We start from the raw sequence: 25,023 nt of genomic DNA, 5'->3' as shown, positions 1-25,023 counted from the left end.
CCCGCACAGGGTGCCGGGGTGTTCAATCGGCTTGAGGTCACTGCGTTGCCGCCGGGCCCCCGATGGGCTGCCCGGTTGCAGGTCCGGATCGACGGCGAGGAAGGGTGGCACAGGCGGTCGGAGAGGGCGGCCGCGGCCCGTTTGCGCAGGAGGTGCTGCCCGCCGACGGCCGCGGTCCCCTCTGGGCGACCGGCGAGGGGCGACGTGTGGTGCTGGGCGAGCCGGAGTGCACGGGTGGATGCTGTGGCTACCTGTCCGTGTTCGTACAGCGTCGTGGCCAGATCGTGGAGTGGTCCGACTGGGAAGGGCCCTTCGACCAGGTGCGGCCCCCGCGTTCCATTTCGGCGCTGATCAGTACGACGCCGAACGGACCCGCGTACTGGCAGATCGGCGGCGGCAGGTCTGGAGGGAGCGATCGAAGCGCGTCGCACGGCCCCCCCTGCGCGCCGCCGAGGTTCCCCGAACAGGGGGCACGGCGGCCCGGCGGGATCATGTAACGGATTCGCTGCAGCCCAAAGACCGCTGGGGTTTCGGGTCGGATCCGAGGCGTAGCGTGCGCGCTCGTGGATGAATTGATCTTCAGAGTGAAGGACCGGCACCGCCCGCCCTGGCGGCAACTTGTGCCCCTGTACCTCATGTGCGTCCTTCCAGGGGTCTTCTTCTTCCGCGTCGTCGACACGGTGACCGCCTCCTGCGTGTGCGGCGCGTTCCTCGTGCTCTGGGGTGTGAGCTTCTTCCTCGTGCGCCGCAGTGGGACCGCGGTCGGGGCCGAGGGCATCACCATCAGCTGGGGTGTGGGACGTGGTCGTACCCACCCCTGGGATCAGATCCGGTGGGTCGACGTACGCGAGACCCGGACCAATTCGGGGACGGTACGCACGGCCCGGATCACCCTCGCAGGCGGGCGGCGCCGCTCACTGCCGGCCCTCAGCCACGGCAATCTGTATCCCCTCCCCGACTTCGACACCGATGTCCGGCGAGTCATCAACTGGTGGGAGCTGAGCACCGATCCGGCGATGCGGATCCAGCCGCCGAGGCGGACGCGGGACCGGCTGACGCCGCACGCGCTCGGCGTCATCCTCGGGCTCGTCATCACGGCCGTCATCGTGATCGTCGTCCTGGCGCAGAACTAGGCGGTTTCGTTCGGATCGTGAAGAATTGGCTGTCTGTAGGCCAGGCCGATCGGGGCGAGGTGTGAACGAGCAGGGGGTCGGATGGCGCTGGTCATCGAGCTTCGGCGCGGGGTCTCGGCTTCGCGGACTAAACGAAAGGCAGGGCCGCACCTCACGACGGGCACGCTGGAACGGATAGTCGTGGATGACGAGTTCTGGACGGCCCTCGAGAGACTGGGACGGCACCGGCTCCCCACCCTGGCCGACGTCGATCCCTACGGGGACACCACGCTGCACGGTGAGGCAGTGGAGCGGATGGTGCGGGAGTTGGAAGGTTCACATCGTGCTCGGCTGAGGGGTGCCGAGCACGAGGCCATCGCGACGCTGCTGGCCTGGGCCTTGCGCTGCCGCGCGGACAGAGACCTGCGGATTGCGTTCTCGGGCGATTAGCCCGCCACTCTCTGATCCTCTGATCGCTGGTCCGGGTGGGTTGTTGACTGACGGGCAGTGGGCGCGGATTGAGCCGCTGCTCCAGGACTGCACCTGGAAACGGGGTGGCCGCTGAGTGATTGTCAATCCTGTGGATCATTGTCTGCGCCAGCGATGTTCGGGTGGGTGCCCCGCGTGTCGACGAGCGCGGTTCGTTTGTGACACTCGTCCTCATGACCAGCAGCAACGCCCTTGGCTTCATACAGATCGTCGACCCGGACGAGATCACTGACGAGCTGAAGCAGACCCTCGTGGACTGCTGGATCGAGGTGAGCAATGCGGGCGGGGCGGCCGGGTTCCCCTTTCCGCCGGTGGATGCCGCCGAGGTCACCGCCGCCCTTGACCGCATCATCGAGAACCTGGCTCCACCGACCAGCCGCCTTCTGATCGCCCTGGCCGATGGCACCGTCGCGGGCTGGCTGAACATCCGCCGCGATCCCCACCCGCCCGTCGCGCACTGGGGCACGATTCACCACGTGCAGACCCGGCTCGGCGTGCGGGGCCAGGGGATCGGCACGGCATTGATGCGCCGGGTCCGTGAGGTCGCCCGCGATGAGATGGGCCTGGAGCAACTGCACCTTGCCGCACGCGGTGGTGTCGGTCTCGAAGAGTTCTATGGCCGGCTCGGCTGGAAGGAGATCGGCCGGTGGCCCGGCGCTCTGCGGCTGGCCGCCGATGGCGATCGCGACGAGGTCCTCATGATGTTGTCGCCTTTGTGACACCAGCACCCTCGGGTGACATCGTGCTGCACGTCTTTCGGTCAGGCCGGCAGTCGAAGACAGCGGCAGCCAAACGGGAGCGATGATCGCTGCTCGCGCCGCTGGAGGAGGTCGAACGCAGGGGCCAGGAGCAGTAGAAGCGCAGCGGCTCCGTTCGTGACCTCCAGGACGTCGATCGGAGCGTGTTGTGACAGTCTGCTCGCGTGGACGACTTTGCTGGTACCCAGGCCCCGGGCTGTCGTTTGATCGACCCGGCCGAGTCGGTCGCGGAACTCGAACGGGTGCTGCCCGGCCTGGTGGCCCACCGTCTGCCGACACCGGTGCGTGTCGATTGGCCTCGTCTGGAGGGCCTGTTGGGGACGGCCCTGCCCGCCGACTACAAGCTCCTCTGCGAGCTGTACCCGACGTTCGAGCTGAGTGACTTCATGCGCGTTGGCGGCCCGGCGCCAGGCGCCGAGGCAGGATGGGTCCAAGACACCCACGAAGAGTTGGAAATCGTCGCCGAGTGGTGCGAGGACGCCGACTTGGCCGCCCCGATGCATCCTTACCCCGCGCCGGGCGGGCTGCTTCCCTGGGCCACCTCCAACCAGGGGGACTTCTTCTTGTGGACCACCCTCCCCGCCGGGCCGCAGGAATGGATGGTCACCGTCGCCTCGCGCAACGGTGCGTGGTGGCACTACACCGGTGGAGCGGTTCAGTTCCTGGCTGATCTGGTGAGCGGTGTCCTGGAGCACTGGGCACTGCCGGCAGTGCGACCTGAGATCACCTGGGTCCATCGACCGGGCGGCGGTGGCAGATGAGGACCGCAGCAATGCCGGAAGGAAATCAGGCGTAGCACCGCCGCAGTCGGCATCTCCCCCCCCCGACCGCACTGCCCTGATCCGCCTGATCGGCGTGGTGTAAACGGCCCCCGGGACGGCTCAGGAGAGCGCTCGGCTCGCCATCGTGCCTGCGCGGCGCGGCAGCCTCGATGAGGGCTTGGGTGCTGTCTTCGTGCCCACTCGGCACCGGTCGGCTGTGGTCGGTATTCCGCGGCAGTTGCACGGGACTGTTTATGACGGCGGGCTCTGGTTACAGGCTCGGACGGGGCTGCGGCCACCAGGGGCGAGATGCGGAATTTCCCCAGTGCGGAAGGAGCTCCCATGACTGCAGTGCCCAGCGTGCGACGCGCCGACGACTGCGGGGCGTGGGCAGTGGTGATCCTTACCGGTGAGGTGGACCTGGCCCTGGTACCGGCGCTACGGGAAATCGTCGACGCACTCATAGCCGACCGTCGCGCGCGCATGGTGCTGGACCTGCAACGCGTGTCGTTCATGGATTCGTCCGCTCTGGGCGTGCTGGTGTACGCCATGCGGCGGGCCGATGCGCTGGGCGGCGCGCTGCGGCTGGCGGGCCCGTGCGAGAAGGTGCGGCGCATGTTGGAGCTGACGGGGCTGGACACCGTGGTCGGGGTTTTCGCCGGCGTCCCGGCGGCGTGTGATCGCCCGGGTCTGTGAAGGCGGATGAGAGGGCTTGCTGGAACACAGCAGGATGCGGGCACAATGCACAGAGTGAAGAGCGGGCCGAGAGAAGACGACGCTATGGGCGTCGGCGTGGACGAAGCGTTGATGTCGGTGTTGTTCGCCGCGGCGGACGCCGGTCTGTATGCCGTCGACGACGAGGGCACGGTGATCGCCTGCAACCCGGGGGCCGAACGGCTGCTGGGCTACGAGCCGGGCACCCTGATCGGGGTCAACGCCCACCGCACTCTGCACCCCTCGAACGCAGAGTCGGCGGCCGTGCCCGTCCAGCGCCCGATCCTGCAGGACGTGGCGCTGGGCAAACGGATCAGTGGCGAGCGCGCCGTGCTGCTGCGCGCCGACGGCACGCCGCTTGCGGTGTGGTGGACCGCGGCTCCGCTGCCCACGGCGGAGGGAGGCGATCACGGTGCGGTGGTCGTGTTCCAGGACGCGACCGCCCAGCGTGCGCGGGAAGGACGCCGGGCCGAGCGGTACGCGCTCAGCGAGACGATGCGCGAGCAGGCCGAATACGATCTGGCGGAGACCACCTGGCTCGGTGAGCTGACGCTGGCCATGACCACCACCCTGGACGCGGACGAGGCGCTGCACCGCCTGGTGCGCCAGCTGGTGCCCCGCCTTGCCGACACCGCTCTGGTCAGCTTGGCCGACGGGCACACGCATCGCCTCGCGGCTGCCGCCCACCACACGCCCGACGTACTGCCCAGCAGTCCCTGCGACGAGCCGGCGCCGCAGCACCCCGCCCATCATGCGGCCGTCACCCGCGTCATCGAGGGAGCCGGTACCCAGCACCTGAGCGACCTCGCACCCGCAGCCGGCGGCGAACCCGATCTGCTCACGCTCGTGGAAGCTGAAGAGGCGCTCGTCCTTGCGCTGCGGCTGCACGCCACGACCTTCGGCGCGCTGACCCTGGCCCGCTCATCCGCCAGCCCTCCCTTCAACGAAGCCGACCGCGTCCTGGCGGACGAGGTGGCCCGCCGCATCAGCCTGGGCCTGGACAACGCCCGCCTGCACGCCGCCCAGGCCAACATCGCCGCAGCCCTGCAACGCGCCCTGCTCACCGACCTGCCCGACGTCGCGGGGATCGAACTGGCCGCCCACTACGAGCCGGCCCAGCACGCAGCCGAGGTCGGCGGCGACTGGTACGACGCCTTCCTCCTCGACGACGGCGATCTCGCCATGGTCATCGGCGACGTCACGGGCCACGACATCCAGGCCGCCTCCCGCATGAGCGAACTGCGCAACATGCTCCGCGCCTTGGCCGTCGACCGCCCCCACGACCTCCCCGGCCAGATCCTGCGCCGCCTGGACACCGCCCAGGCCCGCCTGACCCTCGCCGACTCCGCCACGGCGGTCTTCACCCGCCTGCACCGGACCACCAGCGGGGCCTGGCTGGCGTCGTGGTCCGTGGCAGGCCACCCCCCACCCCTGCTGGTCACCGCCGACGGAAACGCCCACTACCTCGCCGGGGCACACAGCATGCTCCTGGGCCTGCGCCCCACCATCGAGCGCCCCACCACCCACACGCGTCTGCCCGCCGGCGCCACACTCCTGCTCTACACCGACGGCCTGGTCGAATCCCGCACCCGTTCCCTCGACGACGGCATGACGCGCCTTCGCCAGCACGCCACCACCCACCGCCACCTGCCGCTGCGCCAACTGTGCACCACACTGGCCCGTACCCTGGGCGACCCCCGCGACGACATCACCCTCATCGCCGCCCGCACCCCCACCCGGCCACAGAACAGCTGACCTGCGCCGGAGCGCACTGAAACGCGCGCGGTTCAGCCGATACAGCAGCGAACGGGCACGGTTTGCTCGGTCCCTCACCGCCCACCTGCGCGCTGAGAAGGTGGGCGTGGTGATGCCTGCGGTGACTGCGGGAAGGAGACCGTAGAGCCCAGGGAGATGTCATGGCACGGGATCGGATGTGGCTGGCCGACGTTCTGGGCGCGGCAGAGAATGCCGCGCCGGTGGAGTCCCTCGACGTGGTGGCGCGCAGTCTGCGCGACCGGTTCGGTGCGCGGTACGCGTCGTTTCTGTTCGTCGACATCGCCGGCCGGAAGATGATCAGGTTCAGCAAGGACACCGACTCCCAGCGAGGACGCCGCGCTGATCAGGTTCCTCTGGCAGGCAGCGTCTACGACGAAGCCCTGCGCACCCAGAAACTCGTGCAGGCGCACGATGACGGACGCGGCCACCGGGTGCTCGCCCCGGTCACCAACCGCGGCGACGCCATCGGCGTGCTGGAACTGTTCCTGCCCCAGATCACGCAAGAGGTGCTGGACCAGATCGGGGAAGCGGCGCACGCGCTGGCGTACATCCTGGTCACCGACCGTCGCTTCACCGACCTCTACCACTGGGGCCAGCGCACCAGCCCGGTCACCCTGGCGGGCGAGATCCAGCGCCAACTCCTGCCTGCGGCCCCCTCCTGCGAAGCCTCGGAGTTCGCCCTCGCCGCCACCCTGGTCCCCGCCGACAACTGCGCCGGCGACACCTACGACTACACCCTCGACCACGACACCCTGCACCTGTCCATCACCGATGCCATGGGCCACGACATCGAGGCCGCCCTCATGGCCACCCTCCTGATCAGCGCCTCCCGCGGCGCCCGCCGCGCCGGAGCCGATCTGGCCGAGCAGGCCCGCCGGACCCACCAGGCCCTCCTCGACCACGGCCGCAGCACCTTCGCCACCGGCCAACTGCTGCGGATCGCCCTGGACGGGACCAGCGCACAACTCGTCAACGCCGGCCACCCCTGGCCGCTGCGCCTGCGCGACGGCAGGGTCGACGAACTGCACATCGCCGTCAGCCTGCCCTTCGGGATCGCATCGGCCGCCCCCTACCGCGTACAAGAACTCGATCTGCAGCCCGGCGACCGATTGGTGCTCTACACAGACGGCATGCAAGAACGAGGGGCAGAATCCCTCAACCTGCCCGAACTCATCCACGACACAGCCACCGACCATCCACGCGAGGTTGTACGCACCCTGACCTCCGCGGTCACCGATGCCTCGGACGGGCACCTCGCCGACGACGCGACCGTCCTCTGCCTGGACTGGCACGGCCCCCAGGCCAAGGGCCGCCACGCATGGGCCGGCGCCGGCATCTGATGGGGGCCCCGCCCGAGCCCAGCGTCACCTATCGCTTGCGCGCACTCGCCAGAGCGTGCAGGAGACCAAGGGCAGATAAGAAGGGCATGAGGCGGGCAGGCGTGCACAGACACCATGCCGGCACTGGCGAGAGGGAGGACGGTATGGACTGGCGAACGTTCGCGCAGCAGATGGCCTCCATGGCACGGGACCTGCTCTCCCAGAAGACGGTCGACGAGACCCTGGAGCGGATCACCCGCTCGGCCACCGAACTGGTGGAAGGCTGTGACGCGGCCGGCATCCTCGTCCTGCACGGAAAGCACGTACAGACCCTCGCTCCCACGGACGAACTCGCCCGCGCCAGCGACGAGCTCCAGGAGCGTCTCAGCCAGGGCCCCTGCTTCGACGCCGCCCGCACCCGCGAAAGCGAACGGATCTTCCGTATCTCCGACGTCACCCACAAACAGCAACGCTAGCCCGACTACGCTCCCGCGGCCCGTGAACTGGGCATCGGCAGCATGATGGGATTCCTGCTGTTCACCGATGACGAAGATTTCGGTGCGCTCAACCTCTACTCCCGTCGTCCGGGCGCATTCACCGAGGCCAGCGAGACGGCCGGCTGGCTGCTGGCCTCGCACGCCGCGGTCGCCTTCTCCAGCGCCCGAACCGCTGCCCAAATGCACCAGGCCGTTGCCACCCGCCACGTCATCGGCGAAGCCATGGGCATCCTCATGGGCGGCCACCAGCTCACCGAAGAGCAGGCCTTCGACGTGCTGCGCCGGTACTCCCAGGAAAAGAACATCAAACTCCGTGAGGTCGCGCGCCGCGTCTGCGAACAGGGCAGCCTGTAGATCCAGCGGCGGCGCGGCTGACGACCGCCTGCCAGGCCGGGTCCTGACGGCATGCGGATCACGCAGGTCGCGGCACGCCGGGGTCGGCTATGGATGTGCGCTGCTGTGGGCGTACGCCAACGAAACCTCCACGTGCCGTTCGTCGGTCCCATCTGATCGCGCAGCACGGACTGGCGCAGCGTGGCGAGCAGGCTTCCCGGCGGGTGCTGCGGCGCCTCATCTCAACATCATCTAGAGGGTTTCTCCCCATACGCTGCGCAGCGGGCGCGGCGCTCACCGGGCGAGGTGCCGGTGCGATCGCCGGGACCAACCCGCGCCCAGGAGTACGAAGTTAGCCACGAAGACCACAACCCCGATGATCAAAAGATAAAAGAGCCCATGCATCAGCGCGCCGACGAGCCCCAGGGCGACAGCCACGAGTACGAAAAACAGGAAGAGCGCCAACATCGCTGCTCACTTCCCTCGATACGGTCAACGCCGCGCGGAGCGGTGTCCGCGCTCGGCAACGGACTCGCAGTGAGCCTGTCGTAGCTCCGTGCAGCCTCCGGAGAACTACGTGACTTTCACTCTACTCCGAATGGGCTTGACCTGGTTTTTTGCTCGGTTGCCGCCCCCTCGGCCTGTGTTGATCAGCGGGAAAGCCGTTGCCGTGGCCATCGAGTATGAGCTTGCAGTCGCGGACAGCTCAAAGCGTCAGTCACTGGGCGGCCTGGCCGCCCAGTGGTACCGCGATCAATCCTCGCAGTCGTTCGTACAGTGGCACGTACTCAGGAGCATCGCCCTTGATGCTCGCACTGGTTGTTACCTTCAAACTGGCGCTCCTCGGCGGTCGCGCCGCTGTTGAGGTGAGGGTCAACCGGAGGGTCGGCCCGGTCCCGAAGACCGTGCGGAGCTTCGCCGGGTTCGGAGCTGATGTCGGACTGCCGACGTGTGCCTCAGGTGCGGGTGAATCGGCAGCCGACGCCGTCGTCGGGATCCCCGATCGTTTCGGCGAGCACCAGAGTGCCACCATGGCCGGCGGCGAAGTCGAGGCTGTGGTCCGTGGCGCCGATAGTGAGGTCGAGGGTCGGGGGGTCGCCCTTGTCGACTCCCGGGGAAATCATCCAGGTTCCGATGCCGGAGACGCGGCGGATGACCTCCGAGTGACGGGCGTCGTCATCGTCGGTCGGAAAGCCGGTAGCGCTCAGGCCGTGGTCGGAGCGGAGCATGAGCGTCGCGTGACAGATGTTCCTCCAGCCGCCCTTCCACATGCCGACGAGCTGCGCCTGCGTGACCGGCTTTCCGTAAGAGGGAAGGCCGCCCGACAGCCCTGCGCAGCCCGAGAGCAACAGGGCGCAGCCGAGGGCTGTGGCGAGCAGGAACGGCGGTCTCAAGCTTGCTTCCTTTTCTAAAGAGCAGGGCGGCCCTTCGCGTTCCAGGCCGCAGTCGCACGAAGTACGCCCTGCGGCTGGATCTTCGGCGGCCAACCATAGTGTTGTCGGGGTCGTACGTGATCTCGGCCCGCTCGGCACCGCCTTCCGCGCCTGTGCGCTCATGCCGTGCGCCGTGGCTGTCGAGCTTGACCTAGTCGGACCAGTGGGACCTCTGCAGCCGCCCCTCCACGGTGATCCCCCGGGTACGCAGCACCCGGCCGGCCCGGAACACCCGCCATCCTTCACCGAGACAGCGCCGCAAAATGCGCGAACATGAGTGAAGGGGCTGTTTTGGCATGTACCAGGGAGCCACAGATGGACGCCTCGGACGAACTTCTTCGAGGGGCTGCCCCGGCGGCTCTTTTGACGTTGGACGGTGCCATCCGCCGTCTCAACGCTGCGATGGCCATAGCGCTGGGCAGGCCCGCAAAGGACTGCCTGGGCCGTGACTTCGGCGGTCTGTGGCCCGCAGAGCAGCGGATATCGGCCGGAAGCCTCGTGGTGACCGCCACAAGGACGAAGACGGTCGCGATGCGCGTACTGGAGTTCCCCGGGCGGGGCGGAGCACCCGTTGCCTGCCTGCTCCAGGCGCAGCCGGTGAAGGATCCCTCCGGTGACGGACAGCTGGTCTGGGTGCACTCCCTGGATGCGCGAAACGACCTGGCCAGCCTGCTGATCCCGTTCCGGCTGGCCGCCGAGGCCGCCGATGTCGGCCTGTGGATGTATTCACCCCTGGAACGCCGGCTGGAGTGGCTCAGTGGCCTGGCCGCTCTGGTCGCGTTCTACCCGGACCCCACCGCGCCGCTCTCCAAAGTGATCGCGGCAGTGCACCCGGACGACCGGGAGTCCTTCCGGCAGCTCCTGCGCGCGACCCCCGCCCAGTCCCCGTGGGTGAAGCTGCGGTACCTCACCGCGCACGACGGCTGGCATCATCTGGCCGTTCAGACCCGTCGCATCCAGCTGGGCTATGACGGACCCGAACGGATCTTCGGGCTGGTCCGGGACGACACCAAGCAGGAGAAGCGCAGGAAGAAGGCGCAGACGGCACTGGCTGCCGAGCGACAGCGCGCCATGGAGGTCGCCGACTTCTCCTCTGCCCTGATCACCGCGGCCACCGAGCAGGAACTGCGGCAGGTCGTTCTGACCCGGCTGGCCGCGGCCTTCGGGGCCAGTGGTGCCCTGCTCGCTCTCGTCGTCGACGGCCGCCTGCACGTGTCCACCGACGCCGGGATATCCATGCGGGAAGCCCAGGCCCGGCACAGCCTGCCGCTGGACCATCCCAGCGCGATACCCGAGGCGATCCGCACCGGCGAGCCGCTGTTCATCGCAAACCGGCAGGACTACATCCGCCGCTGGCCGCACGGAGTCGGTTTCCCGTGTCTGGGCCCGCTCGGCTTCAACTACACCGTGTCCATCACCCCCCTCAGCGAGAGCGGCGATCAGCCACTGGGGGCGTGGATGCTGACCTACGCCAGCGGGCACCGGCCCTCGCTGGAGGAGCGGACCCTCATGGGCACGCTGGCCGACCTGGCAGGCCAGGCGCTGCGGCGCATCAGGTTGCAGCAGACACGGGTGGAACTGGCCGCGGCACTGCAGCAGACCATGCTGCCCACGCTGCCCGAGCACCTCCCGGGCCTGGACGTCGCCGCCCGCTACCGGCCGAGCCGGGACGGACTGGACATCGGCGGAGACTGGTACGACGCCTTCGTCCTGCCCGACGGCACGATCGCCCTGGAGATCGGCGACGTCCAGGGGCACGACGTGGACGCCGCCGCCTTCATGGGACAGGTCCGCCTGTCCATGCGCGCGATCGCCGCCCAGGAACCGGATCCGACAGCGGTGCTGCAGCGCACCAACGAGCTGCTCCTCACGCTGGCCCCCGCACGGTTCGCCAGCTGCACCATCCTGCACGTCGATCCGCACGACGGACGCGTCACCGGCACCAGCGCCGGTCATGTGCCGGTGCTCTGCGCGCACAAAGACGGCAGTTTCGAGGTCCATGAGCTGCCCGGCGGGCCGGTCCTGGGCGTGGTGACCGGCACCGAGTACCGCGAGGACACCTTCACCCTGGACAGGGACAGTGCGCTGGTCATGGTCACCGACGGCGTGGTCGAAGGACCGGACCTGACGCTGGAGGCCGGACTGGAACAAGCCGGAGCCATGGCCGGGAAGGCCGTCCACGACGGGCTGAACGCCGAGGAGACCGCCGACCGCATCCTCACCGCGGCGGCCGCGGTCGACCACCTCGACGACGTGGCCGTGCTGGTCATCCGACGCACGTGACGGCGCCCGCGCCCGTCCCGGCTCCGACGCCGGCCGCCAGCCGCCGGCACGAGACGCTGCGGTAAGGGTGGAAAGCGCCGCAGCCCTCACTGACCCGGGCGTCGCCCGACTCAAGCAGTGGCGTGGCATCGCCATGCGGGCGGACGAGCTCGCTGCCGCCTGCCCGGCAGCCTTGCACCTCGCAGCCGTCCTGATCTCCTCCCGGAGACAGGACGTAGGCGTGCGCCGGTCTACTGCAGGTCTGTGCTCGGTTGACGACGCCAGTCCCACCCGGGACAACGCTCCACCAGCGTGAGGAACTCGCTCGCCTGCAGGCTCTCGTCGTGGTGGGTGTCGACAAGACCGTCGAGACCCACGAAGAACCTCACAAAGGAGGGCCCGAGCCGCGTCCATGGACTGGCTCGGCAGCTCAAAGTACATCGTCGTCGACACCCCGGACCCACGTCGCCGCGGCAAAGAGGCCCTCTCCAGCCAGGAGATCGCCGCCCCGTGGCGCGTGGGATTGCCTGATCGGTGCACCGCGTTGTGGGTGAATGAGTGACAAATAGACGTAGGGTGCTCCATCATGGGCATGTTATGGCGGGCCTGGGGGGTATGCCTTATCTGCGTCGGCGTGGCCACACCGTTGCCGCGCTAGTCGCGGCTGCCGTCAGGGCGGGGGCGTTCTCGACCGCGTGCACCCTGCTGGCCATGCAGACTGACCATCTCCTCTTCGGCGGTATGCCGTCGTGGCCGATGCGCCTTCTTGTCGTGGCCGGGCTCTTCGCTTTCGCGCTGCCGCGTGCCACGGGTGCGGCGTCCGCGGGGCGCTGGCTGGCTGTCCTCGTGGCAGGTCAGGTGGTTGCCTGCTGCTGCTTCGAACTGCTGCGCGTCCTTGAGCCCGCCGGCGAGGGGCCGTGGGGTGCAGAGGTGCGCCGCCGCCCGTCGCTGGTGCTGCTGCAGATCCTGCTGACCCTCCTGGTGTCCTTCATGCTGCACCGCGCGGATGCCGGGTGCCGCCGGGTCCTGCGGGACCTGGAGGGCACTTTGCGCCGCCTGCCGCTGCCTCTCTGGCGCGAGCTGTACCTGCTCTTCACCTACGCCGTGCCCGAGGCACGGCAGCCCCGGGCGCCCGCCACCAGCACTCTGACGCGGACATCTCCACGCCTGCTCATCCTGTCCCGAGCAGTGGCCCGGCGTGGGCCTCCCTCCCCCACGCCGCTTTCCGCCTGATCGCTGCACCTGCGGTGAGCGGTTCCGGCACGCCGTCACACACCACCATTTGCGGCACCGCGCGCGACGCAGCCGGTGCCAGGGGGGATCCCTCGTGTCCAAAACCGTCGTTGTCATCGGGGCCGGCCCGTATGGCCTGTCCACCGCCGCACACCTACGCGCCAGGAGGCTGTCCGTGCGCGTCTTCGGCACGCCCATGGCGAGCTGGAGCCAGAACATGCCGCAGGGCATGCTCCTGAAGTCACCGCCCAGCGCCTCGCTGCTGTCCGCACCCGGGCCGGGCTTCACGCTGGAGGACTACTGCCGTCAGTCGAACGAAGCACACTTGTCCGGACACGACCGCGTGCCCATCGAGCTGTTCGTGCGCTACGGGCGCTGGTTCACCGAGCAGTTGGTGCCCGACGTGGAGGACGTGCGGGTGCTGGGGGTCGACCGGCAAGGCGACAACACTTTCCGCCTCAAGCTCGCCTCGGGTGAGGAGGTGCAGGCAGCTGCGGTTGTCATCGCGAGCGGCATGGACGGTATCGCTCACGTGCCCAGGCCCCTGGCTCCTCTGGTCGCCGAGGGCCTGGTCTCACATACCGCGCAGCATGCCGACCTTTCGGCGTTCACGGGCCGGCACGTGCTCGTGGTCGGCGCTGGGCAATCTGCCCAGGAAAGCGCTGCGCTCCTGCACGAAGCCGGGGCTCACGTGCAACTCATGGCGCGCACTGAACGGTTGGCCTTCGGGGCGGCCCCAACGCCGGGGCCGCACTGGCAGCCGGACACCCCGCTGGGCCGTTCCTGGGCCCTGTATGCCGTCGTGCACCAAGCGGCCCTCTTCCGCTACCTGCCCGCCACGACCCGGCTGGGCCTGGTGAAGAAAGTCCTGGGTCCGTTCGGCTCCTGGTGGCTCAAACCCCGCCTGGAGGCGGTGCCGCACCTGCTGGGGCAGCACATCACCGCCGCCCACAAGGAAGCCGGGCGCATCACCGTAACCACCCAGGACCTTCAGGGACGCACCCACACGCTGCGCACCGGGCACGTCCTGGCGGCGACCGGCTACCGCGTCCACCTCGACAAGCTGGACTTCCTGGCCCCCGAACTGCGCGCCGCGCTCGATCGCACCGGCGGGTTCCCTCGCCTGGACAAGGGACTCGGCTCGTCCGTGCCGGGCTTGTACTTCACCGGCATCCATGCAGCAGCGACATTCGGACCTTTGCTGCGCTTCACCTGCGGCACCGCGTTCGCCGCCCCACGGCTGTCCGACGCCCTCGCCCGGTCCCTCATGTAGGGGGCCACGACCGACCCTTCGGTGACGACACACGGGCCGGACCGGCCGCGGCACAGCGACCGGTCCGAGTCGTGCACCTACGGCCACGTGGCATGTGGCGCTGAGTAACGCGTGGGAATGCGGTCGCACCGCTGAGCCGCCATGACCGGCGGCGCAACCGCTCGGAGTAGGGGCCGTACCCGCCATCGGCAGGTACGGCCCGATGAACTCCCACCCCGTCAGTCAGTTGCACGCGTGTCACGGTCAACCAGGCGCGTGGTGCCTGCGGTTACCGAAGGTGCGGTGCGAAGCGATGGAGGTGGCGATCCCCTGGCTCAAGTAGTTGGCGGCCGTGCTCGGCCTGGCCCGTTCGCAGCGGATCAGTCGGAGCGATCCCATCGGCACCTACTTCTACAAGGTCCAGGGCGCAGGCTGCCGCTTCATCAGCGGCAACGACGCTGGGATGGATGTGGACTTCACGGCCGACGGGAGGGAAATCTTCGACCTCTGGCAGCTGCGCTGTTATGGGAAAAGTCTGCCGGAGCCTCTTGGCCTCACGGATCACGACCTGCGATCCGCAGTGACGTCGCTGCAATCCATGCTGACCGAGGTGCGGCCGGGGTGGTTCAGCGTGGCCAACGCCGAGGTTTCAGCATGAGCCAGTAATCGCAGTGCGGCGCGAGCAGGCGTGCCGCAGACTTCCTGGGTGATCGTTGTGCAGCCCGTCCTTGAGACTTACGTCTGCGAAGGCTTCGCCCTCTGGCCTGTCGCCGAGTCCGAGCCGTACGGCTTCCTGCCGCTCAGCGGCGCACTCGATGCTGCCGAGGTCGGCACCGCGGTGATGCGCATCGCCGACTGCAACAGCATCGCTCCCGAGAACGACGGTCGCCCAGCCCGCCCCACCGACCCACTCGAGGGCTTCCTGCACGGACTGCTCACCATGGACGCCCTCTTCGCACCTGGCGGCCTGCGGATTTTTGACACCGCAACCGGCACCACGCTGCTGCCGGGCTGCTGCAACGGGCTGGAGGAGAGGCGCGACTGGCTCGAGGTCGTCGACGGCAAGGGCTGGGCCTCGTTCGGTCACGACCCCTCTCCGCTCGCTGAACGGCACGGCGACATCGTCCGGTTGACCGTCGACGCCGAACATGACAACAGTGCGGTGATCGAAGTGCCCGTCACGGACCTACGTCACCTGCTCGCCGGCGCCGAGCGCGATCTGGTCGGCTTCCTCCAACGAGTCGCCGTCTGGGCTGCTGGGCGCCTGCCTGATCACGCCACCCCTGTCACCTCCGCCATGAGCCGGGCTCTCGACCTGCCCACACCAGTGAGCCCGATGCACGGCCGAGCCGTCTCGTGGGCGGTGTGACCTTCTGATCCGCACCTTTACAGAGATCAGTCAACGAGGGTCATTGAGGCCGTCGCAGGATCAGTCGAAGCGGCTGCCGGCCGCGGTCGTTTGCTGGAGTTGCTGCACTTCGTTGTTGTACAGCAACGGCTTTGTCTGCTGATGGGGTCCTGGGAGCTGGCTGGCGCTACAAGCTCCACATGCCCGTCGTGGGATCTCTGTCTCTCCGCATGGGGATGTTTGATGAAGAGGAGGTCGACGTCACCCAAGCACAGGTACGCCTGTGCTCACCTGTGGCAATGGAGCCGATATGGACCAGCGTTGTGGCAGTGGTCGGCACGTTGTTGGGCGCCGTTGCCACCTATCCGTTTCAGCGGCTTGCGGCCAAGCAGCAGAGGTTGCGCGACGAGCGGATCGCCGCGTACACCGCCTTCGCCGCTGCGGTGGAGGACTTCCGGCATGGGCAAGCCGAGCGCTTCTTCCGAAAGCAAGAGAACCCCGAGAGGGAGGCGTACAGGGTGGCGTACCACGAAGGCCACCGTCTGCGCACAGCCGCGCGGCAGGCGTTCTACCGCGTCAAGCTGGTGACGGAAGACCATGCCCTGGTGGCACGTGCAGGGGCAGCGCTGAATCAGACACGCGACATTTCAGGTGCTGAGAGCGAGGTAGAACGGCGGCGACTGAACGACGCGGCAGGGGAAGCCATCGAGGTCTTCGTCGACTATGCGTCAAAGCATGTCCAGTAGCCGACGTCGACGTACCACTCGCAGGCACCTTTCCGGAGTGGTGTCGGGAACCGAACTCGGGCTCTCAGCCTGGGAAGCTGCGACCATTTGTCGCGGGTTCGGGCTCTACCGGCCCCGGTTCCCGGCCCGGCAGGCCTGCGGCTGATCCTGTGTTCCTTGCAGAGGCACGGGGAACCCGGTCAGCAGATGTTCACCACTTCGGACGACGCCAGAACACACCGGGAATTCGAACACTGCGCAAGTCGCTTGCCGTAGAGGCGGCGGCCGGCACTTGCCCGCACTGCGTTTGATGCTCCACGACGGCGGCAGGTGCCGTTCCCGCAACGGGTGAGAAAACATGTTGGCCGGGGGCCGGCGAGCTGCGACGATGCGTCTGTTTCCCAGGCGGAGGACAGTTGTTCGTTTTCGTGTGTGCGGGATGCGGCGCCGAGTTGACCACCCCGCTGTCCCAGGTCTCACTGCCGGTCCACGCCCGTCAGAACTACGGGAACGGAGCCCAGCTTCCGGTGCTCATGGAGCCCGGGACGTTTGCCGTGGACCCGGACCCCTGGGGAGGGCCGTGGCGGCTGTGGGATGAGATCGATCCGGGCGAGGCGGAGGCACGCGGCATCTACGCGCCGGTCTACGCCCTGTCCGACAGCACGCCCGGGGCGAGTGTCATTGCGCCCGGTGATATCCGTGGAACCCGGCTGATTCCCGAGAAGCGCGGCGGTGCCTGCTGCGGCCTCGACGGAGCCGACGGACCCAACATGGTCTGCGAGGCATGCGACCTCCCCGTGGCGACCAGGGTCGACGACTGCTCCCTCTGGCAGGCAGTACGGCTCAGCTCGGACACCGTGCACCGCGTCCCCGTTGACGGGATCCATGCTGCGCCCCTCTCCTGGGCGGAGCTGGCACAGAAGGGGGAGAAAACGCCTCCCTTCGAGCCGATTGCCCCGTGGGGAGGACGGTCGGGGTCGAACCACTCCTGGTCGTGGAGCCCGCGGTGGGAGGCGGCAGCCGGCCATGCGCTCGCCCACCTGCTGGTTGCCTCCCAAGGGCAGCCGGTCAAGGTCCCGGGCGGTCTGACCACGGACGTGTTCCAACGCGCGCTCGACGCCCTGCTGCCGGCAGGCCCCCCGAAGCGGCGCGCCGTCCTGGCTGGACCGGGACAGCCCTCCCCGGACGCAGACGTCGACATCCTCCTCGTACCGGTCCATCCTCAAACAGGACGGACCTGGACCCCCGCCGGCCCGACTGCGTCGGCATACCCGGTACCCCTGCCGCTGGGGGTGTGGCTCTGGCTGGTCTCTCCCCAGCCGTACTTGCCGGTCCCCGCGTCAGGCCGCATACCCCACGACGTACTCCGCGACGACCCGCTCCCGCCGCTCCCCAACTACCTGTTCCGGGCCGACCGGAAAACGTTCCAGCACACCTTGGTCCGGCTACCGGCCGTGCGCAGCCCATGGCTGCGCACGGTCCTCGAGAACCTCACGCAGGGCACCTCGACCCACCTCTTCTAGCCGTCGCGCGATCGAACAGCGCCAGACTCTCGCGCCTGCCGAAGTGGGCCGGCATCTGCTGTCCAATCTCGGGTTCTGGCTCAACTTCCGTGATCGGTTGACAATCCGTCACGGCTACTGGATGGGCGGGGAGCGTGGTGATTGCCGGTGGCGGGTGCCATGATCGGCTGCGCCTGGCTGGAAAGTGCAGAGATGGGGAGGGTGAGTGGAGAGGTTCACCGTCGAGCCGCTTCGGGTGGCTGACCTCATGGAGCATGTGCGGCGCTGCCCACAGATGTACTTTCTGGTTGAGCAGGGCAGCCCCGAGCTTCCCACCGAAGTCCTGCGGGCGGTGGCCTGGGACGCGCTGCACCGTCGCGACGGCAGGCATGGACAGATCAGTGTCGAGATCGGATCTGATCTCAGCTTCACCGTGGAGAGCGATCAGCGCCCCAGTGCCGATGAACGGGAGAGGCTTCTTCCTGAATTCTTCGGTTCCCTGCTCGACATATTCGACATGCAGCGTTGGGCTCCCTCCGCAGCTGCCGCACTCAGCGCCCGCACGGTCATCGAGGTGTGGCTGGATGGCCGCGGCTATCGACAGGAGCTGGCCGGGATGGATCCTGCCAGTCCACGGGAAGAGTTCATAGCGCCGAAACCCTTCGGGACACGGACCACGTTCCACCTCGAACCCTCATTCTGCGGCCCGGGCGAGGCCATCGCCTGGGCACTGCGACCCGAAGAACTGCATCGAGAAGGAGGAACGTGCAAAGAACATTCCTCACCCACGACGTTCCCGATTCATGATCTCCGTTCGAAGACTGAGAAGTCAGTCACCGAGTAGGACCCGTTTTCGCAGGAGTCTGGTGAGTCGATGCGGGCCCTGGAGCGCAAGTACGGGGGTGACCTACCGGACGGACTGCGAGGCGGTGGCGTCCGCGCGGGCCTTGCCGCTCAGCAGGGCTGGGCGATACTCGACCGGTGACATGGTTCGAGCAGGCACGGGCAGCAGAGCAGTCCGGTGACTGGGACACCGCCATCGCCCTGGTGAGCACCCACGCCGAGTGCTATTCCACCGACCACTACGCCCACAGCAACCATCTGTGGCACATGGCCCTGCTCGCCCACGCGGAACGGCTCACAGAGCTCACGGACCTGGCCTGCACGGACGTCCATGCACGTCGACGGCTCAACCGAGCGCTTCGCGACCGCGGTATGGAAGCCATGCTCCACGAGCGCGCAGAGGACGACGACCGCGACGCTCTCTACACCCTCATCCGATTGCTCTGCGAGACAGACCGGACCGAGCAGGCAGGCGAAATGGTGACGCGGACGTGCTGTCAAAACTGGGGTTCTGACTCGCTTTCCGTGACGGGTGCACACTGAGTTGTGGACGGTCACGTAATTCCCCAGGCTGCCATCCCGTCGTTCCGGAGGGGTGTCCGGGGCCAGCGTCCCTGAAGGCGGCCCGAACTACCGCCCTGAGCGGAGGCCACGCGAATTCACATGAGTTGCGAGCCAGCTCCGCGATCATTGGCGGATGACTACGAGACCGGACCTTCTCAGTCTGAGCATCGCGTGCCCCCAACCCGACGAAGGCGGCGTGGAGGTTCGCCCGATCGTCAATGGCCGGGATCTTCTGGCCGAGGTGGTCCCCGGTGGCGTGGGAGGCTCCCGGTACCTGGGAGTAAGTCCCAGGGATCTGCTGGGCCAGGACGGGCCGTTGCATGCCACGGCGACGCCCCACGACGTTCGTCTCGCTTGGTCCGGGTGCGGCGTGGAGGAGTGCTGTGGCGCGCTGTACATGACGGTCACGCGTAACGGGGATCATGTTGTCTGGGCGGGCTGGCGCGACCTGGCCAATCAGGACTTCGATCTGCCGGAGCTTCGGTTCACCGCAGGTCAGTACGAGGCCGAAGTCCTGCGAGCCGGAGAGGACCGCAGTTGGGAGTGGCCGGCAGGAGCGGTTGCGCGGCTGCTTGAGGCGGGGCTGAGGGGACGCGGGGACTGGCTCGTCAGGTGGGACTGCGAGTTGGAAGGCGTCTGGGCCTCCCGAAAGGAACCCGATCGAATCCACGTCGTCCTGTGGCATCCCCGTAACCGGGCCGATGCAGATCTGCCCTGGCTCCAGTTCGGGATGACCCTCCCGGTCTCTGCGGACGCCCCATCGGTCCAAGCCGAGCGCCTTGAAGCGCGGCTGACCGCAGGCGATCCCCGTGCCACCGCCGAGGTCTGGGGAGGTTCGCATGATGCCGAGCAACTGGGCTACCCGTGGCCGCCGGTCGACCCGCTGTTCATGTGAACGGCAGGGAGAGGCGTGGTTGGGCCTTCCCCTGTCGTTGGGCATCCACTCGCAACCGCCATCCCCGTGGGGAAGCGTGACCGTCCGGGTGGGGAATTACGTGACGCTGATCATGTAGATCGTGGGGAAAGCGTGACCGCTGACATGAGTGACGGCTGACGCGCGGATCGGCCTCCGAGAGTTGCCCGAAAATGGTCAGTGCCGATCTTGGTTTGGCTGACAGTGCGCGTCGTGGAAAAGACACCCTCTGGCTCGCCGTGGCCCACCGGCCACCGGTTCGCCGACCGGACTCGGGCCAGCCATGCGGCCGTCCATGCTCTGCACGCTACCGGCCATAGCCGCCGCGCGATCCAGCGCCAACTCGGCATGACCTACCGCACCGTCAAAATCCTCGCCGATGCCACCGTGCCCGAGGAACTCTTCCGCGGCCAATGGCAGGGGCGCCCCTCCGTCCTCGACGAGTACAAACCCTACTTGGACGACCGCTGGAACCAAGGCTGCACCAACGCCTGGAAGGCGTGGGAGGAGATCGTGCCGCTCGGCTACGCCGGTAGCTACCAGCGAGTTCGCGCCTACTTCCGCACCAAGCGCCTCTGGGCAGATCCGGTCACTGCACCGCCACCTTCACCTCGCACGGTCGCCGGCTGGATCCTCCGCCACCCGACACCCTCACAGAGGCCGAACAGCTCCGTCTCAAGGCCGTCATGGTCAACTGCCCCGAGATGGAAGCACTCACTGGACATGTCCGGTCCTTCGCCTAGATCCTCACCGAGCGGGAAGGCCAGCGGCTGCCCAAGTGGCTCGACGCCGTCCGCGCTGTCATCGCCCGGTCTCACCCTCCCTTGGAACTCAGGCGTCGTAGAGGGGCACGTCAACCGGATCAAGGTGCTCAAACGGCAGATGTTCGGCCGAGCCGGATTTCAACTCCTCCGAAAGCGAGTTCTGCTCTACAGGTGAGCGACGTGTCAGAACGCCTGGCCCGCCAGCTCGTCCCCATCGATCCGGCGAGGAGCCACGCCGAGAACCAAGTTCTCCATCGCCTGAGGCATCGGTCCGAAGCTGGCAACCCACGTCTCAACGAGATAGATCACGCCCACCTCATCGATGGCCAGGAAGAACCGGCCGTGATCTAGCTCGCCGAGCGGGAAAAGACGATGCCCGATCGACTCGCCCCACTCCGCAAATCGGTCATCCTCCCCCCAGGCCAGCTCGGGGTCCAGTTCGAACGGCGTGCGTGCACAGCTGATCCCTGGTCCGCTGACGTTCACAGTCAAACCACCGAACTCTTGCAGGAAGACTTCCGCTGCGTCATGCATGGCGAGGCCGGCTGCTTCGAACATGGATCGCCAGTGGTCCGTACCTACCTTCCGCCCAGGCGTCCATCCCGACGCCTCCAGCACCTCACCTGTCTCTGGTGACCAACTACTCATCCTGGGACCCCGGCTCCTCGACTACGAGCGAGCAACGATCATCTCAGCGGCCGACGTCAACAGTGTGTGACCGCCTTACGGAAAGCGAGCCAGAACCCAATCTCGTGAACAGAGCCAGACGGAGCGGCAGCGGGGCCCGGCGGGAACCCGACAGCAACCGACACAGGCGCTTCCCCGTCCCCAACCCGCCCGTTGCTGCATGAGGTTGTCGGTGGCACGTATTAGCGTGCCCGCAGCGTCCGGTCGGTCTTTGCACACCCCAGGAGTCACGATGCCCGCAGACACACCCGAACCGCCCGCGCACGATCTGCGCGCCCTGATTCCGGAGTACGCGGCCCTTGGCCGGGAAACCACCCTCCTCAACCCGGAGCCCGGCGATCCCGGCATGAAGGAGAGCTCGCTGGGAGGTGCGCTGCTGTGGCCGGCAGATGAGCCGTGGCCGTACTGCGCGAACGATGAGCACTGGACGTCCGTCTACCCCGACAACACCCAGGTTTCCCCGGGCGCGGTGCCGATGGTGCCGATCCTTCAGCTGTTCGCTCGGGATGTGCCGGGGTTGGAGTTCCCGGAGGGCAAGGATCTGCTGCAGCTGGTGTGGTGCGCGCTGATACATGAGCAGGACCCCGGGCCGGTGGTGCCGCGACTGTACTGGCGCAACGAAGCGGAGGTCGTGGCCGGCGGGCTGCTGTCCGAGATCCCCGAGGTGAGCGAGGGAGAGTACGACGAGGACCACATGCCCGAGCGGTCCGCGTTGTCTCCGACGATCGCGCAGGACTATCCGAGTTGGCATGACCTGTCCGAGGACACGTTGACTCTCTGGGGATCGCGTGTCGCATTGCCGGACGAGGACTGCAACGTCGTCGGGACGAAGGTGGGCGGTTGGCCGGCCTGGACGCAGACCGGTAACTGGCCGGACTGCGAGAGCGGACACCGTATGGAGCACCTCTTGACCATCACCGGCGACATGCAACTGGGCGACTGCGGCGGCGTCTACTTCTTCCGCTGCCGCCAGTGCCCCGGTCTCCCGTGGGACTGGCGCTACGACTGCTACTGACGGTCGGGGGCGGTGCAGCGCGTCGGGTCGGTGGCCTGCCCGCGCCGGCCCGGGCGTGGTCACTGCAGGACGCCCACGTGCAGCCTCGGGATGAGGCCGACCACACCTGCCGGCATCGAGAACGGTCAACCGGGCGCGTGGTGACTGCGGTTGCCGACGACGCGGCGCAGACGTCATCCAACTGCTGAGTCCGGTGGCGGCGGTAGGGCGGATCGTCGTTCCGGGCCGCGGTGCAGAGCGTTTCGGCGATCAAGTGGCCGGCTGCCCGTCAGGCAGTCGTGGCGCGCGACCGCGTACCCGTCGTGCAGGTAGGGGACGTGCCCGGTCCGCGCCGTGTTGCCGGGGCCCGGCGGCCCGGTGACGGCTGCGGCCCGGCGCACGCCACAATGGCCTCATGCCCACGCTCTTCACCAGGATCATCAACGGTGAGCTGCCCGGCCGGTTCGTCTGGACCGACGACCGGGCGGTCGCCTTCCTCACCATCGCGCCGCTGACCATGGGGCACACCCTTGTGGTCCCGCGGGAAGAAGTCGACGACTGGACCGGCCTCGAGCCCGACCTGATGGGCCATCTCATGACCGTCGGGGCCAGGATCGGTGCTGCCCAGCGGCGTGCCTTCGACGCCCCGCGGGCCGGTCTTGTGGTGGCCGGCTTCGAAGTCCCGCACTGCCATCTGCACGTCTTCCCGGCGTGGGGACTGGAAGACTTCGACTTCCGCCGCGCGAACAGCGATGTGCCGGCCGCGGAACTCGACGAAGCCCGGGCGCGCATCGCCGCCGCCCTGGACTGAGCCGGTTCTGCCGGACCGGCCGTGCGCACCGCGGTACCGGGCGGGCGCCGGGCCTGCCCGGAACCGCGGTGCGCGCGAGGGGGTGCCGGGCTTTGCGTTCACGCCCTCACCGCCGGTCGGCCATGTCCGACCGCCGGTGACGAGGAGGCCCGACCTGGCGGGAGAAAAAGGATCACCCGGGCGAGTTCGTCGGCCTCACCGATGCGATGGGTGAGGGCTCTTCCCGCCGTGCGGGTGGCGGTCGGAGCCGTCCTGCGCCGTGGTGATGCGGGTCCGTGGACTCCCGGTGCCTGCCACCGTAGGCGGGGTGCCCGCCCACGCCCGGCGTCCTTGAGCGACGACGCCGGTCGCTCGCACCGCACCGTGCCGGTGCCGCGCCCACTCCCCCGGCAGGGTTCCGGCCCGGGCTTCGCCTGCCTCGAGGGCCGACAGCAGCCGGCCGTGTGCCGCGCGGTATCCCGTACGGGCCGCGTGCCGCGGGCGTGCCGGTGGCGGCAGGCCGACGAGGGTGCGAACGCGGGGCGGCGGGGCGGGTGTGCGGGCCCCGCCGGGGTGGGCAGGTCCGCGCAATGGCACAGTGAGGGGACCGCACCCAGCCTCCCGGGAGACAGGCCCCCGCATGCGTTTGCTCCTCATCCGCCATGGCCAGACCCCTTCCAACGTCAAGCACCTCCTGGACACCGCCGTGCCGGGGCCCGGGCTGACCCGCCTGGGCGAGGAGCAGGCGGCCGCGCTGCCCGCGGCGCTGGCGGCGCAGGACATCGGCGCCCTGTACGCGTCCACGCTGGTGCGCACCCAGCTCACCGCGGCGCCGCTGGCGGCCGACCGGGGTCTTGAGGTGCAGGTGCGCGAGGGTATTCGGGAGTTGTCCGCCGGTGACCTGGAGATGCGCGGCGACCACCAGGCCGTCGAGACGTACCTGAGCACCGCCTTCGCCTGGTCCGCGGGCGACACCGAGCGGCGGATGCCGGGCGGGGAGAGCGGGGTGGAGGCCCTGAAGCGTTTCGATGCCGTCGTCGCGGAGGCCGCCGCCTGCGCGGCACACACCATCGCCATGGTCAGTCACGGCGCCGTCATCCGTATGTGGGCGGCGGCCCGGGCGGAGAACATCGACGTCGAGTTCGCCTCCACCCACGAGCTGCGCAACACCGGTGTCGTCATCCTGTCCGGCGCCCCGGACCGCGGCTGGCGGGTCGTGTCCTGGCAAGGTCTTCCCCTCGGCCCCGACGACCGTGCCCCCGAGGCCAGCGGGCCCGCGGGGGAAGCCGTCGACGCCACCGACGGCTGACCCGGCCGGGCTGCGGATGCCTCGCGGGGCGTGCCGGTTGCGCCCGAAGAGGGCAGCAGGTGCTCGCGAGCGGGCGGCTGCGCCGCCGGTGTACTGATCTTCCGGCACAACGATGAGTTCGGGCACGGCCGAGGGTCAAAACCGGTGAGCATTGCCTGCGAACGAGCGAGTGGAGGGGCCTGTTGTGGCGAAATTCGTGACCATCGGATACGGGGACCAGGAAGGCTACGACCGCACCGACGCGGCGGTGCGGGACGAGGCGCATGCGCATGACGCCCGCCTGCTGGAGGCCGGGACCGTTGTGGGCATCGCCGGCGCACCCGTACAGGTGCGCAACCACGACGGCGCCGGCATAAGCGTGGAGCGCGGCTCCTTCTTGTCCTCGGCCCTGCCGGTGGCCGGGTTCGCGATCATCGAAGCGGCAACGCTGGAGGAGGCCGTCCGGCTCGTGTCGAAGACCCCGTGCGCTGTTGCCCAGGGCGTGGTCGAGGTCTGGCCGCTGCAGGAAGCGCCGTAGGACCGTGAAGTGCGGGCCACGGTGTCTGCCGTGACGGCTGCACACCCACTTGGACTGTGCCCCCCTCCCTCGCGTGCGGCGGCCGATACCGGCTGGGCGCCGGCGCCGGCGCGCCCACGCCGACCGGG

The 25,023-nt window shown here is 68.5% G+C and carries 24 protein-coding genes and 2 pseudogenes; 23 read left to right on the top strand and 3 right to left on the bottom strand.

Annotation, left to right across the window (positions count from 1 at the left end; genetic code table 11):
* Positions 1-563: 563 nt before the first annotated feature.
* From ACSHXN_RS43685 to ACSHXN_RS43650, 8 genes and pseudogenes are all read left to right on the top strand, one after another.
* Positions 564-1,133, top strand: a complete 570-nt coding sequence (locus ACSHXN_RS43685; protein WP_438302312.1) for a PH domain-containing protein — start codon at positions 564-566, stop codon at positions 1,131-1,133.
* 180 nt (positions 1,134-1,313) lie between these two features.
* Positions 1,314-1,562, top strand: coding sequence for a hypothetical protein (locus ACSHXN_RS43680; protein ID WP_356114653.1), 249 nt, complete (start codon positions 1,314-1,316; stop codon positions 1,560-1,562).
* 212 nt (positions 1,563-1,774) lie between these two features.
* Entirely contained in the window at positions 1,775-2,320 is a 546-nt protein-coding gene (locus ACSHXN_RS43675; RefSeq protein WP_356295266.1) for a GNAT family N-acetyltransferase, read from the top strand.
* Between the two features lie 203 nt (positions 2,321-2,523).
* The gene (locus ACSHXN_RS43670) at positions 2,524-3,120 is read left to right on the top strand and encodes an SMI1/KNR4 family protein (protein ID WP_356295269.1); all 597 of its coding nucleotides are present in this window, start codon (positions 2,524-2,526) and stop codon (positions 3,118-3,120) included.
* Between the two features lie 342 nt (positions 3,121-3,462).
* Positions 3,463-3,816, top strand: a complete 354-nt coding sequence (locus ACSHXN_RS43665) for an STAS domain-containing protein (RefSeq protein WP_355136627.1) — start codon at positions 3,463-3,465, stop codon at positions 3,814-3,816.
* Between the two features lie 96 nt (positions 3,817-3,912).
* Positions 3,913-5,589: a SpoIIE family protein phosphatase gene (locus ACSHXN_RS43660; protein ID WP_438302313.1), complete on the top strand. Its 1,677-nt coding sequence runs from the start codon at positions 3,913-3,915 to the stop codon at positions 5,587-5,589.
* 161 nt (positions 5,590-5,750) lie between these two features.
* The gene (locus ACSHXN_RS43655) at positions 5,751-6,950 is read left to right on the top strand and encodes a PP2C family protein-serine/threonine phosphatase (RefSeq protein WP_438302314.1); all 1,200 of its coding nucleotides are present in this window, start codon (positions 5,751-5,753) and stop codon (positions 6,948-6,950) included.
* Between the two features lie 143 nt (positions 6,951-7,093).
* Positions 7,094-7,780 (top strand): annotated as a pseudogene (locus ACSHXN_RS43650) (GAF and ANTAR domain-containing protein).
* Positions 7,781-8,053: 273 nt separating this feature from the next.
* On the opposite strand, the gene ACSHXN_RS43645 reads toward ACSHXN_RS43650, so the two are convergent.
* The gene (locus ACSHXN_RS43645) at positions 8,054-8,227 is read right to left on the bottom strand and encodes a hypothetical protein (RefSeq protein ID WP_438302315.1); all 174 of its coding nucleotides are present in this window, start codon (positions 8,225-8,227) and stop codon (positions 8,054-8,056) included.
* Between the two features lie 488 nt (positions 8,228-8,715).
* The gene (locus tag ACSHXN_RS43640) at positions 8,716-9,153 is read right to left on the bottom strand and encodes a hypothetical protein (protein WP_438302316.1); all 438 of its coding nucleotides are present in this window, start codon (positions 9,151-9,153) and stop codon (positions 8,716-8,718) included.
* 354 nt (positions 9,154-9,507) lie between these two features.
* Between ACSHXN_RS43640 and ACSHXN_RS43635 the strand changes: the two genes are divergently transcribed.
* The 11 genes and pseudogenes from ACSHXN_RS43635 to ACSHXN_RS43585 all read left to right on the top strand — a co-directional run.
* Positions 9,508-11,475 carry a SpoIIE family protein phosphatase gene (locus tag ACSHXN_RS43635; RefSeq protein ID WP_438302317.1) on the top strand — a complete coding sequence of 656 codons (1,968 nt, stop codon included), beginning with the start codon at positions 9,508-9,510 and terminating at the stop codon, positions 11,473-11,475.
* A 690-nt stretch (positions 11,476-12,165) separates the two neighbouring features.
* A complete protein-coding gene (locus tag ACSHXN_RS43630; RefSeq protein ID WP_438302318.1) occupies positions 12,166-12,687 on the top strand; it encodes a hypothetical protein in 522 nt (173 codons plus the stop codon).
* 94 nt (positions 12,688-12,781) lie between these two features.
* A complete protein-coding gene (locus ACSHXN_RS43625) occupies positions 12,782-13,960 on the top strand; it encodes an FAD-dependent oxidoreductase (protein ID WP_438302319.1) in 1,179 nt (392 codons plus the stop codon).
* A 331-nt stretch (positions 13,961-14,291) separates the two neighbouring features.
* The gene (locus ACSHXN_RS43620) at positions 14,292-14,597 is read left to right on the top strand and encodes a DUF6896 domain-containing protein (RefSeq protein WP_438306405.1); all 306 of its coding nucleotides are present in this window, start codon (positions 14,292-14,294) and stop codon (positions 14,595-14,597) included.
* Between the two features lie 48 nt (positions 14,598-14,645).
* On the top strand, positions 14,646-15,308 hold the full coding sequence (locus tag ACSHXN_RS43615; RefSeq protein ID WP_355136649.1) for a hypothetical protein: 663 nt from the start codon (positions 14,646-14,648) through the stop codon (positions 15,306-15,308).
* A gap of 179 nt (positions 15,309-15,487) precedes the next feature.
* Positions 15,488-16,033, top strand: coding sequence for a hypothetical protein (locus ACSHXN_RS43610; protein WP_438302320.1), 546 nt, complete (start codon positions 15,488-15,490; stop codon positions 16,031-16,033).
* Positions 16,034-16,428: 395 nt separating this feature from the next.
* Entirely contained in the window at positions 16,429-17,535 is a 1,107-nt protein-coding gene (locus tag ACSHXN_RS43605) for a hypothetical protein (RefSeq protein WP_438302321.1), read from the top strand.
* A 205-nt stretch (positions 17,536-17,740) separates the two neighbouring features.
* Positions 17,741-18,358: a hypothetical protein gene (locus ACSHXN_RS43600; RefSeq protein WP_356114958.1), complete on the top strand. Its 618-nt coding sequence runs from the start codon at positions 17,741-17,743 to the stop codon at positions 18,356-18,358.
* 137 nt (positions 18,359-18,495) lie between these two features.
* Positions 18,496-18,900: a hypothetical protein gene (locus ACSHXN_RS43595; protein WP_438302322.1), complete on the top strand. Its 405-nt coding sequence runs from the start codon at positions 18,496-18,498 to the stop codon at positions 18,898-18,900.
* A gap of 154 nt (positions 18,901-19,054) precedes the next feature.
* Complete coding sequence (locus ACSHXN_RS43590) at positions 19,055-19,816, top strand: hypothetical protein (protein ID WP_438302323.1); 762 nt, start codon at positions 19,055-19,057, stop codon at positions 19,814-19,816.
* Positions 19,817-20,544: 728 nt separating this feature from the next.
* A pseudogene (locus ACSHXN_RS43585) lies at positions 20,545-20,773 on the top strand (ISL3 family transposase); the annotation flags it as partial.
* 8 nt (positions 20,774-20,781) lie between these two features.
* Here the strand turns inward: ACSHXN_RS43585 and ACSHXN_RS43580 are convergent.
* Complete coding sequence (locus tag ACSHXN_RS43580) at positions 20,782-21,246, bottom strand: SUKH-3 domain-containing protein (RefSeq protein ID WP_438302325.1); 465 nt, start codon at positions 21,244-21,246, stop codon at positions 20,782-20,784.
* Positions 21,247-21,517: 271 nt separating this feature from the next.
* Between ACSHXN_RS43580 and ACSHXN_RS43575 the strand changes: the two genes are divergently transcribed.
* The 4 genes from ACSHXN_RS43575 to ACSHXN_RS43560 all read left to right on the top strand — a co-directional run bounded on the left by ACSHXN_RS43575 (position 21,518) and on the right by ACSHXN_RS43560 (position 24,895).
* Positions 21,518-22,300, top strand: a complete 783-nt coding sequence (locus ACSHXN_RS43575; RefSeq protein WP_438302326.1) for a DUF1963 domain-containing protein — start codon at positions 21,518-21,520, stop codon at positions 22,298-22,300.
* A 394-nt stretch (positions 22,301-22,694) separates the two neighbouring features.
* A complete protein-coding gene (locus ACSHXN_RS43570; protein ID WP_355136659.1) occupies positions 22,695-23,090 on the top strand; it encodes an HIT family protein in 396 nt (131 codons plus the stop codon).
* A 619-nt stretch (positions 23,091-23,709) separates the two neighbouring features.
* Positions 23,710-24,378: a histidine phosphatase family protein gene (locus ACSHXN_RS43565; protein WP_355136661.1), complete on the top strand. Its 669-nt coding sequence runs from the start codon at positions 23,710-23,712 to the stop codon at positions 24,376-24,378.
* Positions 24,379-24,562: 184 nt separating this feature from the next.
* The gene (locus ACSHXN_RS43560) at positions 24,563-24,895 is read left to right on the top strand and encodes a YciI family protein (RefSeq protein WP_355136663.1); all 333 of its coding nucleotides are present in this window, start codon (positions 24,563-24,565) and stop codon (positions 24,893-24,895) included.
* The last annotated feature ends 128 nt before the right edge of the window (positions 24,896-25,023 follow it).

It is taken from the genome of Streptomyces sp. HUAS TT11, assembly GCF_051553595.1.
Taxonomy (GTDB): domain Bacteria; phylum Actinomycetota; class Actinomycetes; order Streptomycetales; family Streptomycetaceae; genus Streptomyces.
Note: the sequence above shows the minus strand (reverse complement) of the source record. Positions and strands in the feature narration are given on the sequence as shown.

What these genes read in the sequence shown, in the direction of transcription:
- ACSHXN_RS43655 (WP_438302314.1), top strand. Translation starts at nt 5,751, where the DNA reads ATGGCACGGGATCGGATGTGGCTGGCCGACGTTCTGGGCGCGGCAGAG.
- ACSHXN_RS43675 (WP_356295266.1), top strand. Translation starts at nt 1,775, where the DNA reads ATGACCAGCAGCAACGCCCTTGGCTTCATACAGATCGTCGACCCGGAC.
- ACSHXN_RS43630 (WP_438302318.1), top strand. Translation starts at nt 12,166, where the DNA reads ATGCAGACTGACCATCTCCTCTTCGGCGGTATGCCGTCGTGGCCGATG.
- ACSHXN_RS43580 (WP_438302325.1), bottom strand. Translation starts at nt 21,246, where the DNA reads ATGAGTAGTTGGTCACCAGAGACAGGTGAGGTGCTGGAGGCGTCGGGA.
- ACSHXN_RS43565 (WP_355136661.1), top strand. Translation starts at nt 23,710, where the DNA reads ATGCGTTTGCTCCTCATCCGCCATGGCCAGACCCCTTCCAACGTCAAG.
- ACSHXN_RS43570 (WP_355136659.1), top strand. Translation starts at nt 22,695, where the DNA reads ATGCCCACGCTCTTCACCAGGATCATCAACGGTGAGCTGCCCGGCCGG.
- ACSHXN_RS43575 (WP_438302326.1), top strand. Translation starts at nt 21,518, where the DNA reads ATGCCCGCAGACACACCCGAACCGCCCGCGCACGATCTGCGCGCCCTG.
- ACSHXN_RS43590 (WP_438302323.1), top strand. Translation starts at nt 19,055, where the DNA reads ATGACTACGAGACCGGACCTTCTCAGTCTGAGCATCGCGTGCCCCCAA.
- ACSHXN_RS43645 (WP_438302315.1), bottom strand. Translation starts at nt 8,227, where the DNA reads ATGTTGGCGCTCTTCCTGTTTTTCGTACTCGTGGCTGTCGCCCTGGGG.
- ACSHXN_RS43635 (WP_438302317.1), top strand. Translation starts at nt 9,508, where the DNA reads ATGGACGCCTCGGACGAACTTCTTCGAGGGGCTGCCCCGGCGGCTCTT.
- ACSHXN_RS43665 (WP_355136627.1), top strand. Translation starts at nt 3,463, where the DNA reads ATGACTGCAGTGCCCAGCGTGCGACGCGCCGACGACTGCGGGGCGTGG.
- ACSHXN_RS43610 (WP_438302320.1), top strand. Translation starts at nt 15,488, where the DNA reads ATGCCCGTCGTGGGATCTCTGTCTCTCCGCATGGGGATGTTTGATGAA.